At 41.4% G+C, this 14,964-nt stretch carries 15 protein-coding genes; 7 read left to right on the top strand and 8 right to left on the bottom strand.

Annotated features, from left to right (window positions below; genetic code table 11):
* The first annotated feature begins 90 nt into the window (after nt 1-90).
* The 3 genes from sppA to pncA all read left to right on the top strand — a co-directional run bounded on the left by sppA (nt 91) and on the right by pncA (nt 3,772).
* Nucleotides 91-1,947: a signal peptide peptidase SppA gene (gene sppA / locus AABS66_RS05700; protein ID WP_206086145.1), complete on the top strand. Its 1,857-nt coding sequence runs from the start codon at nt 91-93 to the stop codon at nt 1,945-1,947.
* 167 nt (nt 1,948-2,114) lie between these two features.
* Nucleotides 2,115-3,134, top strand: coding sequence for an asparaginase (gene ansA / locus AABS66_RS05695; RefSeq protein ID WP_206086146.1), 1,020 nt, complete (start codon nt 2,115-2,117; stop codon nt 3,132-3,134).
* Nucleotides 3,135-3,145: 11 nt separating this feature from the next.
* Nucleotides 3,146-3,772, top strand: a complete 627-nt coding sequence (gene pncA / locus AABS66_RS05690) for a bifunctional nicotinamidase/pyrazinamidase (RefSeq protein ID WP_206086147.1) — start codon at nt 3,146-3,148, stop codon at nt 3,770-3,772.
* A 67-nt stretch (nt 3,773-3,839) separates the two neighbouring features.
* Here the strand turns inward: pncA and AABS66_RS05685 are convergent, their stop codons facing one another.
* Both AABS66_RS05685 and msrB read right to left on the bottom strand, forming a co-directional pair.
* Nucleotides 3,840-4,142, bottom strand: a complete 303-nt coding sequence (locus AABS66_RS05685; RefSeq protein WP_206086148.1) for a YeaC family protein — start codon at nt 4,140-4,142, stop codon at nt 3,840-3,842.
* Between the two features lie 121 nt (nt 4,143-4,263).
* Nucleotides 4,264-4,677 (bottom strand): peptide-methionine (R)-S-oxide reductase MsrB, encoded by a 414-nt coding sequence (gene msrB / locus AABS66_RS05680; protein ID WP_206086149.1) that lies wholly within the window; start codon nt 4,675-4,677, stop codon nt 4,264-4,266.
* A gap of 355 nt (nt 4,678-5,032) precedes the next feature.
* Between msrB and gapA the strand changes: the two genes are divergently transcribed.
* Complete coding sequence (gene gapA / locus AABS66_RS05675; protein WP_430224684.1) at nt 5,033-6,028, top strand: glyceraldehyde-3-phosphate dehydrogenase; 996 nt, start codon at nt 5,033-5,035, stop codon at nt 6,026-6,028.
* Nucleotides 6,029-6,259: 231 nt separating this feature from the next.
* Nucleotides 6,260-7,141: a D-hexose-6-phosphate mutarotase gene (locus AABS66_RS05670; RefSeq protein ID WP_206086151.1), complete on the top strand. Its 882-nt coding sequence runs from the start codon at nt 6,260-6,262 to the stop codon at nt 7,139-7,141.
* Between the two features lie 66 nt (nt 7,142-7,207).
* Here the strand turns inward: AABS66_RS05670 and AABS66_RS05665 are convergent, their stop codons facing one another.
* The 4 genes from AABS66_RS05665 to fadR all read right to left on the bottom strand — a co-directional run bounded on the left by AABS66_RS05665 (nt 7,208) and on the right by fadR (nt 11,744).
* Nucleotides 7,208-7,960 (bottom strand): MipA/OmpV family protein, encoded by a 753-nt coding sequence (locus AABS66_RS05665; RefSeq protein WP_206086152.1) that lies wholly within the window; start codon nt 7,958-7,960, stop codon nt 7,208-7,210.
* A gap of 132 nt (nt 7,961-8,092) precedes the next feature.
* A complete protein-coding gene (gene alr / locus AABS66_RS05660; protein ID WP_430224683.1) occupies nt 8,093-9,172 on the bottom strand; it encodes an alanine racemase in 1,080 nt (359 codons plus the stop codon).
* A 62-nt stretch (nt 9,173-9,234) separates the two neighbouring features.
* Nucleotides 9,235-10,536, bottom strand: coding sequence for a D-amino acid dehydrogenase (locus tag AABS66_RS05655; protein ID WP_206086154.1), 1,302 nt, complete (start codon nt 10,534-10,536; stop codon nt 9,235-9,237).
* A 491-nt stretch (nt 10,537-11,027) separates the two neighbouring features.
* Nucleotides 11,028-11,744 (bottom strand): fatty acid metabolism transcriptional regulator FadR, encoded by a 717-nt coding sequence (gene fadR / locus AABS66_RS05650; protein WP_047756875.1) that lies wholly within the window; start codon nt 11,742-11,744, stop codon nt 11,028-11,030.
* Between the two features lie 220 nt (nt 11,745-11,964).
* Here fadR and nhaB point away from each other — a divergent pair, with 220 nt between their 5' ends.
* Both nhaB and dsbB read left to right on the top strand, forming a co-directional pair.
* Nucleotides 11,965-13,512, top strand: coding sequence for a sodium/proton antiporter NhaB (nhaB, locus tag AABS66_RS05645; RefSeq protein ID WP_272573178.1), 1,548 nt, complete (start codon nt 11,965-11,967; stop codon nt 13,510-13,512).
* Between the two features lie 157 nt (nt 13,513-13,669).
* The gene (gene dsbB / locus AABS66_RS05640; RefSeq protein WP_206086156.1) at nt 13,670-14,191 is read left to right on the top strand and encodes a disulfide bond formation protein DsbB; all 522 of its coding nucleotides are present in this window, start codon (nt 13,670-13,672) and stop codon (nt 14,189-14,191) included.
* Nucleotides 14,192-14,263: 72 nt separating this feature from the next.
* Here dsbB and AABS66_RS05635 read toward each other — a convergent pair whose 3' ends face one another.
* Together AABS66_RS05635 and AABS66_RS05630 are read right to left on the bottom strand one after the other, a co-directional pair.
* Nucleotides 14,264-14,563: a DUF333 domain-containing protein gene (locus AABS66_RS05635; protein WP_206086157.1), complete on the bottom strand. Its 300-nt coding sequence runs from the start codon at nt 14,561-14,563 to the stop codon at nt 14,264-14,266.
* Nucleotides 14,564-14,606: 43 nt separating this feature from the next.
* Nucleotides 14,607-14,939 (bottom strand): DMT family transporter, encoded by a 333-nt coding sequence (locus AABS66_RS05630; RefSeq protein WP_206086158.1) that lies wholly within the window; start codon nt 14,937-14,939, stop codon nt 14,607-14,609.
* Nucleotides 14,940-14,964: the final 25 nt, after the last annotated feature.

Genomic DNA, 14,964 nt, shown 5'->3' with positions numbered 1-14,964 from the left:
AGTCCCTAGGAGCATACATAAGTCTGTGACTAGGGCGAGTGAGTGAAGCCAACAACCTTGTGGTGCAAAATATGAAGGATAGGAGAAAAAATGCGTCAAATATGGGACATCCTCGCCACCATCTTTAAAATCAGTTGGAAGGCACTTAACTTTATTCGGGAATTCGTTTTCAACGCGATTTTCCTTGTGCTGTTCTTCATTGTGATTGGGTCTTTTGCCCTTTATCACTCAGAATCTGAGCCTGAAAAAAATTATTATGGTGCGTTGTATGTAGACTTACAAGGCGTGGTGGTTGACCAAGTCTCTGCACCTGACCCGTTCGGGCGTATGAGCCGCGAATTATTAGGCACCTCTAATAATCGGATGCAAGAAAACTCTTTATTCGATATTGTCGATACCATTCGCACTGCCGCCGATGACGACCGTATTACAGGTATGGTATTACGCCTTGATAACTTAGTCGGGGCAGATCAACCTTCCCTTGCTTATATTGGTAAAGCCATTGCACAATTTAAGCACAAAGGTAAGCAAGTTTACGCTGTAGGTAACCATTTTTCTCAACCACAATATTACCTTGCAAGCTTTGCAGACGATATCTATCTTACACCACAAGGCTCCGTTGGCTTATATGGTTTCGCTACAAACAGCATTTACTACAAGTCCTTGTTAGAAAAACTGAAAATTAGCAGCCATATTTTCCGTGTCGGAACGTATAAATCTGCGGTTGAACCCATGATGCGTGATGATATGTCCCCTGACGCGCGCCTTGCGAATCAGCAATGGTTAAATGCTTTATGGAACAATTATTTGGATGCTTTAGCGACTAACCGTAAAATGACCACTACGCAGATTTTCCCTGGAGCTGATACAGTCCTTAGCCAATTACGTGCAGTTAAAGGTGATAGCGCTCAGTATGCATTAAAACAAAAATTGGTTGATAAAGTGTATACCAATGAGCAAGTCGAAGAGCTCCTCAGCAAGCACTTTGGTTGGAATAAAGACGATAAGCAATTCAATAATATTAGTATCTATGATTACTCAGCTAAGATTGCCGATACCACCGCAAACCAAGGCGGCAACATTGCCGTCATCGTAGTGCAAGGCGCAATCATGGATGGCCCACAGACGCCTGGAATTGCTGGGGGGGATACCATAGCAGCACAAATCCGCGATGCCCGCCTTGATGACAATATCAAAGCCATTGTTCTACGTGTGAATAGCCCAGGGGGAAGCGTTAGTGCATCTGACCTTATTCGCAGCGAATTAGCGTCCGCCCATGCTGCAGGTAAACCTGTTGTTGTTTCTATGGGCGGTATGGCGGCATCAGGCGGTTACTGGGTTTCCACACCTGCGGATTATATTATTGCAAGCCCAAATACGCTAACGGGCTCAATTGGTATCTTTGGTGTAATTAATACCTTTGAAAAATCACTGGATTCTATTGGCGTATACACTGATGGGGTTTCCACTTCACCACTTGCCGATATCTCCATAACAAAAGGGATCAACCCACAATTTGCAGATATGATGCAAATCACCATTGAAAATGGTTATGACACCTTTATTAATCTTGTAGCAAAAGCGCGAAACAAAACCCCTGAGCAAATAGACAAAATTGCCCAAGGCCGTGTTTGGATTGGTCAAGATGCATTGAAAAATGGCCTTGTCGACCAACTGGGTGATTTTGATGACGCCGTGGATAAAGCCGCAGAATTGGCTAAACTGTCAGAAGTACAATTGGATTGGATGAAACCAGAATTGTCCTTTATGGACCAGCTGCTACTTGAATTAACCAGTAATGTTCAAGCAGCCATGCCTGATGTTCTGCACGTGTTTTTACCACCCGCTGTTGCAACAGATATCCGCCAACAAGCTCAATTTTTCTTAAAAATGAATGACCCACAAAACCGTTATGCATTTTGCTTAAATTGCGCTGAAATTAACTAATCGCCATCCCCTCTAGCTTACTGGAGGGGATTTCTCTCACTAGATACTCAGTTCACCTCATTTCAATCTACAAATTAGCAATTTAACGATAGTAATACACCAGTAATTACGTCAAAATTAGGATAATTATTTTCACTTCTCCATGCGCTAATAAATTAGGTAATCAAATGCAGAAGAAATCTATTTATGTCGTTTATACTGGCGGCACCATCGGCATGCGTCACTCACCACAAGGTTACATACCTGTCTCAGGTCATTTACAAGCGCAATTGGCTCAGATGCCTGAATTTCACCGTCCAGAAATGCCTGAATTCACAATTCGCGAACATCAGCCGTTAATCGACTCATCCGATATCACCCCTGAAGATTGGCAAATCATTGCAGATGATATTTGCCAACACTATGAAAAATATGATGGGTTTGTCATTTTACACGGCACGGATACCATGGCATTTACAGCATCCGCCCTTTCTTTTATGTTTGAAAACTTAAAGAAGCCCATTATCGTGACAGGGTCACAAATTCCATTGGAAGCATTACGTTCTGATGGTCAAACTAACTTATTGAATGCCTTGTATTTAGCAGCAAATTATCCCATTAATGAAGTAGGATTATTTTTCAACAATAAATTGTACCGTGGTAACCGTACAGTCAAAGCGCATGCAGATGGTTTCGATGCCTTTAGTTCCCCGAACTGCTCACCGTTGATGGAAGCAGGTATTCATATTCGTACTTTTAATGCTTGCCCCGCCCCCATTGGCGTCGGGGAATTCAAGACACACCGCATCACACCTCAACCGATTGGCGTTGTCACGCTCTACCCTGGTTTATCTATTGATATTGTTCGTAATATCCTTCAACAACCCGTCAAAGCATTAATCTTGCGCTCTTATGGGGTCGGGAATGCACCTCAGCAGCCTGAATTACTGCGCATTCTACGGGAAGCGACTAACCGTGGGATTATTGTGGTCAATCTAACACAGTGCATTTCAGGGCGTGTGAATATGGAAGGCTATGCCACAGGACATGCCCTCGCAGAATCAGGGGTAATTAGTGGTTATGACATGACTTTTGAAGCGGCATTGAGTAAATTACATTATTTACTGAGCCAAGATTACACACCTGCGCTGATCCGCGAATTAATGCAAAATAATTTACGCGGTGAATTGAGTTACGCTGATGAATAACTGAGGAAATGATGAAAACGGCCTTATTGTTAGTCGATTTACAAAATGATTTTTGCACAGGCGGCACTCTCGCTGTGAATGAAAGTGAACACGTTATAGACATAGCAAATAAAGCAATCACGATTTGCCAACAAAAAGGGATTACCACCCTTGCAAGTCAAGATTGGCACCCTGTTAATCATTTAAGTTTTGCCGCAAACTCAGGCACACAAATTGGCGATATCGGTGAACTTAATGGGCTGGCGCAAGTATGGTGGCCTGTACATTGTGTCCAAGGCGAATATGGCTCAGAGTTCCACCCACAATTAAACACTCAAGCCATTCAAGAAACATTTACGAAAGGCGAAAACCCGCAAGTTGATAGCTATAGCGCTTTCTTTGATAACGATAAGGTAAGTCAAACTCGATTACACACATGGCTACAAGCTCAGAGGATCACCCATTTAATTATTATGGGGATTGCGACCGATTATTGCGTTAAATTTACAGTGCTCGATGCCTTGAATTTGGGCTACAGCGTTGATGTATTAGTTGACGGCTGTCGTGGGGTAAACTTAACCGCTAATGACAGCCAGATTGCATTAACCGAAATGGAACAGCAAGGCGCCAAACTTATCACACTAGACGATATTGCCTAACCCCTCATTTTCCTCAGCAATATTTTCTCTTGTACTGTATTCCTTGAGAAAATATTGCCGCTCAACCTTAATCGTTATTTTGCGGTTTGAGTGTTGCGAACATCTCCCCTTGGAACATCGCTTTCAGCTCTTGCTTGCTTTTCATGGTGATCTCACCATTGGTACCAACAGTCATATGTTCAGCATCATGGTTATGGCGTGATTGCCACAGCATCACCATCTGTAAGCTATGTTCTTTTTGCTCCGCCGTTAAAGGAACTCCATCTGGCCATTTCCCCAACTCAACGGCAGTAACGAGACGCTCATAAATCTCTGGGGTCATTACTGCAAGCAATTGTTCAATATGTTTTGGGTCGACTTCTACACTCATGGCACCGCTCCTTCGAAAAATTATACTGACGTTTAGTTAAATTGCTTTTTTATTTTTAGCTGAATCGTTATTGCTGAAGGTTGTTGATAATAACTTATAAACTTCAGCAGCCTTCAGCAGCCTAACCACGCGTCTTTTCACCCGATGACTCATCCAAAAAGCTTAAGGATGCTGAATTAATACAGTAACGTTGCCCTGTTGGCATAGGTCCATCAGGGAACACATGCCCTAAGTGGGCATTACAATTTTGGCAACGGACTTCAATACGATGCATACCATGAGAAAAATCTTCGATGTATTTGATGACATGATCATTCACTGGCTCATAGAAACTTGGCCACCCACAACCTGCATCAAATTTAGTCTCAGACATAAATAAAGGTGTACCACAACACAGGCATTCGTACACACCCTCTTTACGGTTATGCAATAATTGACCACTAAATGGCGGCTCAGTGCCCGCTTGCTGTGTAACATAACGCTGTATCTCATTTAAATCTGAAATATCAACGTGTTGTTTATCTTTCTGTGACATAACTTATCCACGTATTTAAGCAATTTGTTCTGTTGATGACTATCACACCGTAATTTTCAGCAACAAAAAATTAACAACAATTTTTATAAAACTATTCTAAACTAAGAAGCATCTTACTTTCCGTTTTGATTTGTGAAGCGTATCACATATATCACTGATAGATGGTTTCATTATGCCGTACAATCCCGATAATACGTGCGGCTGTGTTTGCCGCTGAAGTGGCTGACAAATAAGCAGTTAGTGGTATCAGAATTGATTTTTTTCAATAATTGACACGATTCCGCTTGACGGCTGGCAAGGTTTTGGTAACTTTAACTACAACTTAATTCACGAATAAATAGCTGGTGGAAATACTATGACTATCAAAGTAGGTATTAATGGTTTTGGTCGTATTGGCCGTATCGTTTTCCGTGCTGCACAAGAGCGTTCTGATATCGAAATCGTTGCTATCAACGACCTGCTCGATGCAGAATACATGGCTTACATGCTGAAATACGATTCAACTCACGGTCGTTTCAACGGTACTGTTGAAGTTAAAGATGGTCACCTGGTTGTAAACGGTAAAAAAATCCGTGTTACTGCAGAAAAAGATCCTGCAAACCTGAAATGGAACGAAGTTGGTGTTGATGTTGTTGCTGAAGCAACAGGTATCTTCCTGACTGATGAAACTGCGCGTAAACACATCCAAGCAGGTGCGAAAAAAGTTGTTCTGACTGGCCCTTCTAAAGATGACACTCCAATGTTCGTTATGGGCGTTAACCACAAAGCTTACGCAGGTCAAGAAATCGTTTCTAACGCATCTTGTACAACTAACTGCTTAGCGCCGCTGGCTAAAGTTATCAACGACAAATTCGGTATCGTTGAAGGTCTGATGACGACTGTTCACGCAACAACTGCAACGCAAAAAACAGTTGATGGCCCTTCTCACAAAGACTGGCGTGGTGGTCGTGGTGCTTCTCAAAACATCATCCCATCTTCAACTGGTGCTGCTAAAGCTGTAGGTAAAGTTATTCCTGAGCTGAACGGTAAACTGACTGGTATGTCTTTCCGTGTACCAACACCAAACGTTTCAGTTGTTGACTTAACTGCACGTTTAGAAAAACCAGCAACTTACGCGCAAATCTGTGAAGCTATCAAAGAAGCTGCAGCAGGCGAACTGAAAGGTGTTCTGGGCTACACTGAAGATGACGTTGTATCAACAGACTTCAACGGTGAAAAACTGACTTCTGTGTTTGATGCTAAAGCTGGTATCACACTGAACGATAACTTTGTTAAATTAGTTTCTTGGTATGACAACGAAACAGGTTACTCAAACAAAGTATTAGACCTGATTGCTCACATCTCTAAATAAGTGTTGTTAAGTAATTAGCCTGACTGAGCCGCCAATTGGCGGCTCTTTTGTATCATATCGAATACTGCATTAATATTTTATCTCACTTCATTTATCTTTAATCCATTATTCGATACTGTATAAACCAACTTTCAATCAAATTTAAGATAAGTGCCATACATCGCACAAATCTGCCACACGCAAAACGTATAATGCGTATTAATGCTGTTTCTACTAACACAGGCCGATACCATGCACGAAAAAATTTTTGCTCTACCCGTTATTAAACAACTCTCTGCCTATATCACTCAACGCCAATTAGGTGACCTACCACTGATTGTGGTTTCTCACCCAAAAGTTCGTGGTGCAGTCAGTTTACAAGGCGCACATCTCATTGATTGGCAACCTGCGGGGCAAAAGCCGTGTCTTTGGCTAAGTTCTGAAAGTGCGTTTAAAAACGGCGTAGCAATCCGTGGAGGCATTCCTATCTGTTGGCCATGGTTTGGCCCTGTAGCGAGTCCGAGTCACGGCTTTGCGCGTATCTTGCCTTGGCAATTTACTGCCCATAATGAACATGATGATGGGGTAATTTTAACCTTTACGCTCACTGACACTGATTATACCCGTAAGCTATGGCCCCACGAGTTCACATTGATTTTACGAATGAAACTGGGTGAAACCTGTGAGCTTGAGCTCGAAAGCTATGGTGATTTTGAAACGACAGCAGCATTACACACTTACTTCAACATCAGTGATATTCACAAAGCGACTGTTTACGGCCTTGGCGGTCACTATTTTGATAAGGTCGCTGATAAAGAAGTGTATGCATCTGAACCATTAAAATTCAATAAACACACTGACCGCATCTATTCAGAACCTGAAGAGTACAGCTTACTGCGCGATGACGGCTGGAACCGCACGATTGAATTGCATCATTACCATAATAGTGATGTGGTGTGTTGGAATCCATGGGCTGAATTATCATGTAGTATGCAAGACATGCCAAATAATGGTTATAAACAGATGGTTTGTGTTGAAACGGCCTGTATTAATGTGCCCATGAAAAGCGATGCTCAGCACCCTGCTCGCCTGTCTTTAGTGATGGTAAGCCGCGATAATAAACCACAAAATTAATATTAAGACAAAATAAACCCCCAGTAGAGTCATCTTACTGAGGGTTTATGATTCTTTAACGACACATTAGAATGTATAGGTCACACCCGTCCACATAATGGCAGAAACAGATTTATTCACCATTGGGCTATCTTTTACTTCACTCGGTAGGCGGTCAACACGCCCCATCGCAAACACAGTCCAATTTTCGTCGAAACGGTAGTTACCTGTGACTTCCATATACGGCGTCCAGCTTGAACCTGGGTTATAACGTTTTAAACCGCTATGATTCGATTCTTTTGAAGAAACGCCATATTCATAACGATTTTGATTTTTGCTATCCCATTTGATACCTAAGCCTGGCGTGATAGACCATTTGTCGCCTTCAAAGCCATATAGGTAAGCAAACTCACCACGAATACCATTACTAATACCAAGGATATCCCCTGAAATATTCGTACGCAGTGTGCCCCAATCCGCTTTATGGCGGTAGGTAAAACCGGTCATAACCGTATCACGGCGACGATTTAGCTCACGCATTGCTTTGTCATCATTGTCTTTAGGTTTAAAAAATTGAGGATAATAGTACGCATCTAAAGACAGTTGATCTTGCGTGTCATTCCACAGGTAGTAACCTGCAGCTAACGTATGAAAGTAAAAATTTTCACTGTCATAATTCACAATTGGTACTGGCGTAATATAATCACGAGACTTAATGCCTTTATATGGCGTAGATTGCGCCAGTACAGAGCCACCAACAGACCATGTTCCAGCTAAAGCTGCGCTCGATAACACGCTTAACGCCACAGCAAGTGTGGTTAACTTAATTGTTTTAGACATAGATTAAACCTAAAAATAATGAGAAATGGATCAAACTTATATGTTATATCAATATGCAAAGATCCCCAATCTTCAGAATCTAAATCACATTTAAAGCTAAATATGTGAGTTAGCGATCGTATTGGTTAACAATTATTCTACGCTTTTTTCGTAACGAACAGGAACTCTTTTTGCAAGTGCACACATTAATTCATAGCCTATCGTGCCTGCCGCTTGTGCCACATCGTCCACAGGCAAATTTTGCCCCCACAATTCCACTGTGGTGCCTAATTTCACATCACTACAATGGGTGATATCAATACTCAACATATCCATAGAAACTGCGCCTAATAGCGCACAACGTGCCCCATTGCACCAAACAGGTGTTCCATTGGGTGCATGACGTGGATAGCCATCAGCGTAACCACACGCAACCGTAGCGATACGCATCGGCTTAGATGCAGTGAATCGGCTCCCATAACCGATAGATTCCCCTGCAGCAATATCATGCATTGCTATCACCTCTGATTGTAACGTCATCGCAGCTTTTAGCGGATACTGTTGGATATCAGCTGACTTTCCACTTGGTGACGCACCATACAACAAGATCCCCGTCCGTACCCAATCATACTGAGTATCTTTGTGCCAAAGAGTTGCACCTGAATTGGCAATACAGGTTTGTAAAGACAAATGACTAAACTGTTTAATTTTCTCAAATGGCTCAATTACCCCAGTATGTGTATCTGAATTAGCAAAATGACTCATTAACGTGATGGCGCTGACATTCTCCATCTTCGCTAACTGTTCAATGACATTTTGATATCCCGATACAGGAAAACCTAACCGATTCATGCCACTATTGAGTTTGACATAAACTGAAATTGGCGTAGACAGTTGCGCATTTTCAATAGCATAAAGTTGCCATTCACTATGTACGCTAGTCGTTAAGTGATACTGCTCGATTACCCCTAAATCTTGTGGCTGAAAAAAACCTTCAAGCAACAAAATTGGCCCTTTCCAACCTTCTTCACGCAATAGAATAGCCTCTTGGAGGTCTAACACTGCAAAGCCGTCAGTGGCTTTCAGTGCGGGCCAAATGTGTTTGATACCATGACCATAACCATCCGCCTTCATGACTGACCAAATTTTTGCCTGCCCTGAATGCTGACGCACAACCGATAAATTATGTTGTAAATTGTCTAAATGAATAATGGCACTAATTGGGCGTGGCATCTTAAGTCCTTAAATACGTGTCTATTTTTATGTCAATACATCAGTTATATGGTACCAGCGAATTAACGTGCGGGGTTTAAATGCCCACCAGCCACTAATTTCGTATTAAATCCATCTAAATACCGTGATACTGACAAATCATCAGAAGCAATATCGGGTGTATTTCCTGAAATTAAATCTGACAGCAATTTCCCTGCTCCACATGCCATCGTCCAGCCCAGTGTGCCGTGGCCCGTATTCAAGTATAAATTGCTATACGCTGTTGGCCCTACAATTGGCGTACCATCTGGCGTCATTGGTCTGAGCCCTGTCCAAAATTGTGCTTGTGCGATATCGCCACCACCTTGGTACAAGTCTTGTACCACCATTTTCAGTGTTTCACAGCGTTTTTTCAGGATATTTAAATTAAAACCGACCACTTCTGCCATACCACCAACACGTATGCGTTCATCAAAACGAGTGACTGCAATTTTATAGGTTTCATCTAAAATGGTGGAAGTTGGCGCTCTTTGGGCGTCAATAATTGGCATCGTCAACGAGTAACCTTTAAGCGGATAGACTGGGATTTTAACCAGATTTTGGAGTATTGAGGTAGAATAAGACCCCATCGCAACCACATATCTATCGGCTTGCAGGATCTGACCATCAATACGCACACCACTCACACGTTGACCTTCTGTTATAATTTGCTCCACTTGCACGCCAAATTGGAATTTTACCCCTGCATCCTTCGCCATTTTAGCGAGCTTCTTGGTGAATTGCTGACAATCCCCTGTTTCATCATTTGGTAAACGCAATCCCCCCGTTAATTTGTGCTTCACAAATTCGAGTGCTGGCTCTGCTGTGATCAATTCATCAGAGGTTAATAGCTCATAAGGCACTCCCTCTTGTTGCAGCACGGCAATATCATTCGCGGCATTATCAAATTGCTTAGCCGTACGAAACAGTTGCAGTGTACCCCCTTGGCGTTCCTCATAGTGAATACCAATGTCATTTCTAAGCTCACGCATACAATCACGGCTATATTCAGCAATACGCACCATGCGGCTTTTGTTCATTGTGTAATGCTGAATATCACAGTTTTTTAGCATTTGCCACATCCAACGTAGTTGAAATAACGACCCATCTGGACGAATAGCCAGTGGTGCATGCTTTTCAAACATCCATTTTACCGCTTTCAATGGAATACCTGGTGCCCCCCATGGCGTAGCATATCCAGGTGAAACTTGCCCTGCATTACCTGCACTAGTTTCTTCAGCAACATCATGTTGCCTATCCACAACAATAACTTCATGGCCTTCTTGCGCCAAATACCATGCTGTTGTCACACCAATAACACCTGCACCTAACACTAGAATTTTCATAAGATCCTCAGCCGCAAAATGATGACTTACTCATTAGAATAATATTCTAGTATTCATTTGCCAATGTAGTGAATTAACACTTTTAACAATTCAGATAAAAAATTCGATTATTGTCACAATGTATTTACAAAATAGATTTTTATTCTAACGCATAAAAAAGAGGTATTTCAATTAAATATTAAATATCAATATCTTACCTAAAACAAGAAACAATTTTATAGCTGAAAGCAATATTTTTCAGTAGAATCTATCAAATAACCAGAACTTACTATTGCTTGCACTCACTCCTAACAAACGCCAACCTTGAAACTTAATATATTTTAAATAGCAACTTTTACAGCTTATTATTTTAATTAACGCTTTGTAACGACTGTTATATCGCGCATTCTCTGTAAGAACGATAAAACCAGAGATTTAGGAATGACTCACAAAATAAAAAAGCCAGCATCCATCGTTGAATGCTGGCTTGAATCATAAAAATTTGATGATGCTTAACGGATATGAGCTAAGTCAGATGGCATATTACCTTGCATAGAATGCCAAATCAGGCCACTTTCCTTACCGTAATTACGCACACATTCCATGATACGGTCATAGGCTTGCTCACGACACAGATGGCTTAATTGCTGATAGAAACTCAACGCTAAGCGTCTCGCTTCAGGGTTAGAAAAATAATACCGACCAACACGGGTATATAACCCTCTTAACCCATTAATAATTAGCCCATAAATTGGGTTACCTGAAGCAAAAGCGAGGCCACGGAAAATGTTATAATCCAAATCGCTAAAGGCATCTGAATTGTCTTCCACTTTTTCTCTGCCAGCTAATACCTCTAAGGACTTTTCAGGGTTGTTACGAAAAGCCGTACGAATAAAAATTGCAGCAATATTTGTCCGCACTGCCAGCAAATTATCAATCAGTTGTGGAACTCTATCGTGATCTAATCGAGCTAATGTTTCTAAAATATTTAAGCCAGAAGTCTCCCAATAGTTATTCACCTTAGTTGGCTTACCATGTTGGATGGTTAACCAACCATCACGAGCCAAGCGTTGTAACACCTCACGTAGAGTGGTGCGTGTCACACCAATTAACTCAGACAGTTCGCGCTCAGCGGGCAAGATTGAACCTGGTGGAAAACGGTTGTTCCATATACTTTCAATAATGTACTCTTCCGCAAAACCTGCCGGGCTTTGAGCTTTAATAACCATATTTTTATTATTCCAAACCTTTTAAACGGATATTGAGGAAATCATACCAGATTGTCGTCTTCTGATATAGTTAGACTCAAAATAAAGAGTGAAGCAAATCATAGAATTTCCATATAATTCATACATTATCAATTAGCAAATAGACTTAAAATCCTTAAAAGATAAGAGTAGTATGTTGTGGAACGAGACAAAACATCCAATAAGAGGATAACAAACCATAATGGATTTTAGTTTAAAAAGCGCATTTTTGAAAAACTTTCTGGGGAACTCACCTGATTGGTACAAACTTGCCATTATTATATTCCTGGTCATCAACCCAATTGTTTTCTATTTCGCCAGCCCATTCATCGCAGGATGGCTATTGGTTATTGAATTTATATTTACATTAGCAATGGCATTAAAATGCTATCCCTTACAACCTGGAGGCCTACTCGCTATCGAGGCTGTACTGATTGGCATGACCAGCCCTGCGCAGATTTCTCATGAAATCAGCAATAATCTTGAAGTCATTTTACTGTTGATCTTCATGGTGGCTGGTATCTACTTTATGAAGCAGCTGTTGTTATTTGTTTTCACCAAATTACTGATAAACGTCCGTTCTAAACGAATTCTGTCATTAGCTTTTTGCTTAGCAAGTGCGTTTTTATCTGCTTTTTTAGATGCGTTAACCGTTATTGCTGTCGTGATCAGCGTTTCAATTGGTTTCTATTCTATTTATCACCAATATGCATCTAATCAGCATAGTGATATTGACCTGCAAAATGATGGTTTTATTAATAGCAGTGAGCAAAAACAAACCTTAGAGCAATTTCGCGCTTTTTTACGTAGCTTAATGATGCATGCAGGGATTGGTACGGCGCTGGGTGGCGTGATGACCATGGTTGGTGAACCTCAAAACTTAATCATCGCAAAGCATGTTAACTGGGATTTCATTACCTTTTATATTCGTATGGCACCTGTCACTATTCCTGTTTTCCTCTGTGGGCTAATTGTTTGTTTTCTTGTAGAAAAGTTCAAACTATTTGGTTACGGTGTAGAACTTCCAGACAGTGTTCGCCAAATTTTAACCGATCATGATAAAAAAATGACGGCGAAACGGACGAAAAAGGAACAAGCCCAACTGTGGGTACAGGGGCTAATTGGGATATGGCTAATTGTTGCTTTGGCCTTCCATTTAGCTGAAGTTGGGTTAATCGGTTTATCCGTGATTGTGTTAGCGACTGCATTTTGTGGTATCACTGAAGAACACGCTCTAGGCAAAGCTTTCGAAGAAGCCCTTCCATTCACGGCACTATTAACCGTGTTTTTCAGTATTGTCGCCGTTATTATTGATCAACAACTCTTCACGCCATTCATTCAGTTTGTCTTACAGTCGTCCGAATCGTCCCAGTTATCGCTATTTTATCTGTTTAACGGCTTATTATCCGCAGTATCAGATAACGTCTTTGTGGGCACTGTGTATATCACTGAAGCAATGAAGGCTGCAAAAGAAGGACTCGTTTCACCTGAGCAATACCAGTTTTTAGCCGTGGCTATCAATACAGGGACAAACCTCCCCTCTGTAGCAACACCAAATGGGCAAGCGGCATTCTTGTTCTTACTGACTTCCGCACTCTCACCATTAATTCGTTTATCATATGGTCGAATGGTTTGGATGGCACTTCCTTATACTGTTGTCATGACCATTGTTGGCTTATTAGGTGTTGAATACTGGCTCGTACCGATAACGCATTGGATGGCGTCCATCGGTTTGATTACATTTGGATAGGGATTATACTCAACCTCAATCAGGCGCTTTTATCAGCGCCTGATTGTAATGTTAGGTAAAACCTAACTCGAAATGGCATTTATTTTGCTTTAGGCGCTTTTTTTATCAGGCCGATAGGGGCAAAATGTGCGCATCACTCAATTAGGATATCTCAAGTATGTTCCGATTTTTTAACTACTGCTCACAAGGACGAGGCGCATGGCTATTGATGGCCTTTACAGCCTTTATGTTAGAGTGTGCGGCATTATATTTTCAACATGTTATGAAGCTTCAACCCTGCGTAATGTGTATTTATGAACGCGTTGCATTACTGGGCGTTATGTTTGCAGGTTTAATTGGTGCTATCGCACCGAGAAATATTGTCATTCGTTGGGTAGCCATCGCTGTGTGGATTTACGCCGCATGGCGCGGTTTAGACCTTGCATGGGAACATACCATGCTGCAACTTTACCCTTCGCCATTTGCTTCTTGTGATTTCTTTGTCAACTTCCCTGATTGGTTGCCACTCCAAGAGTGGGTTCCTGCGATGTTTGAAGCAACGGGTGACTGCGCGGTTAGACAGTGGGCATTTTTAGGCCTTGATATGCCGCAGTGGTTAATTGGTATTTTTGCCGCTTATATTTTAGTGGCTATTATTGTGTTAATTAGCCAATTTTTCCCCGCTAAAAAATCGGTTTAACCATAAATGAATTGAAAACGTAAAAAGCCCCTGATTAAAGGGGCTTTTCTTTTGTGAAGCCAAAAATAAATATTAAATACACGCACCACTTTGGATAACATTGGCAGCACAACGTTTGCCATTTGCAAATTGGCAAACCGCCGTTTCATCACCATTTAGTTCAAGTGTTAAGGCAGGTAATCCTCCTGCAGAAACGCAGGCTTCCTGGATCCCTGGCCCTAAATTAACCACTTGCTTTGCATACTGAGTTGCAGAGTTATCAACGGTTTTATTCACTTCTGAGCTTCCACAAGCCGATAACATCACTGACATTACAACTGCCACAACAACTGTCATCACAGGTTTTAATAACTGGCTGACCTTACGCCCCATGCTGTTTATCTCCCATCAAGCCGTTGTAACCCCTTGCCTTGCACTAGTGTGTGCTACTTTTTGAAAATAAATTGATGACTAAAACACCAATAATAATTAATAGCATACCAATAATTGCAGGTAAATCGAGTTTTTGGTGATAAATAAAAATTGCAGCAACAGAAACTAACACAATCCCTAGCCCAGACCAGATAGCATAGGCAATCCCCAATGGCATCACTTTCACTACCTGCGATAAGCCCCAGAAAGATACCCCATAGCCAATAATCACAATTAAAGACGGCCAGAAACGGCTAAAACCCTCAGAAGCTTTTAATGTGGTCGTTGCAATCACTTCTGCAAGAATCGACATCAAGAGAAAACTTAGACCTTTCATTGATAAACCTTATTGTTGTATTAAA

Source organism: Providencia sp. SP181, from assembly GCF_050446505.1.
Classification (GTDB): Bacteria; Pseudomonadota; Gammaproteobacteria; order Enterobacterales; family Enterobacteriaceae; genus Providencia; species Providencia vermicola.
This window is presented reverse-complemented; position numbering and strand designations above follow the sequence as displayed.

Excerpts from the sequence above, each read along its gene's own strand:
- sppA (WP_206086145.1), top strand. The coding sequence starts at position 91 with ATGCGTCAAATATGGGACATCCTCGCCACCATCTTTAAAATCAGTTGG.
- ansA (WP_206086146.1), top strand. The coding sequence starts at position 2,115 with ATGCAGAAGAAATCTATTTATGTCGTTTATACTGGCGGCACCATCGGC.
- pncA (WP_206086147.1), top strand. The coding sequence starts at position 3,146 with ATGAAAACGGCCTTATTGTTAGTCGATTTACAAAATGATTTTTGCACA.
- AABS66_RS05685 (WP_206086148.1), bottom strand. The coding sequence starts at position 4,142 with ATGAGTGTAGAAGTCGACCCAAAACATATTGAACAATTGCTTGCAGTA.
- msrB (WP_206086149.1), bottom strand. The coding sequence starts at position 4,677 with ATGTCACAGAAAGATAAACAACACGTTGATATTTCAGATTTAAATGAG.
- gapA (WP_430224684.1), top strand. The coding sequence starts at position 5,033 with ATGACTATCAAAGTAGGTATTAATGGTTTTGGTCGTATTGGCCGTATC.
- AABS66_RS05670 (WP_206086151.1), top strand. The coding sequence starts at position 6,260 with ATGCACGAAAAAATTTTTGCTCTACCCGTTATTAAACAACTCTCTGCC.
- AABS66_RS05665 (WP_206086152.1), bottom strand. The coding sequence starts at position 7,960 with ATGTCTAAAACAATTAAGTTAACCACACTTGCTGTGGCGTTAAGCGTG.
- alr (WP_430224683.1), bottom strand. The coding sequence starts at position 9,172 with ATGCCACGCCCAATTAGTGCCATTATTCATTTAGACAATTTACAACAT.
- AABS66_RS05655 (WP_206086154.1), bottom strand. The coding sequence starts at position 10,536 with ATGAAAATTCTAGTGTTAGGTGCAGGTGTTATTGGTGTGACAACAGCA.
- fadR (WP_047756875.1), bottom strand. The coding sequence starts at position 11,744 with ATGGTTATTAAAGCTCAAAGCCCGGCAGGTTTTGCGGAAGAGTACATT.
- nhaB (WP_272573178.1), top strand. The coding sequence starts at position 11,965 with ATGGATTTTAGTTTAAAAAGCGCATTTTTGAAAAACTTTCTGGGGAAC.
- dsbB (WP_206086156.1), top strand. The coding sequence starts at position 13,670 with ATGTTCCGATTTTTTAACTACTGCTCACAAGGACGAGGCGCATGGCTA.
- AABS66_RS05635 (WP_206086157.1), bottom strand. The coding sequence starts at position 14,563 with ATGGGGCGTAAGGTCAGCCAGTTATTAAAACCTGTGATGACAGTTGTT.
- AABS66_RS05630 (WP_206086158.1), bottom strand. The coding sequence starts at position 14,939 with ATGAAAGGTCTAAGTTTTCTCTTGATGTCGATTCTTGCAGAAGTGATT.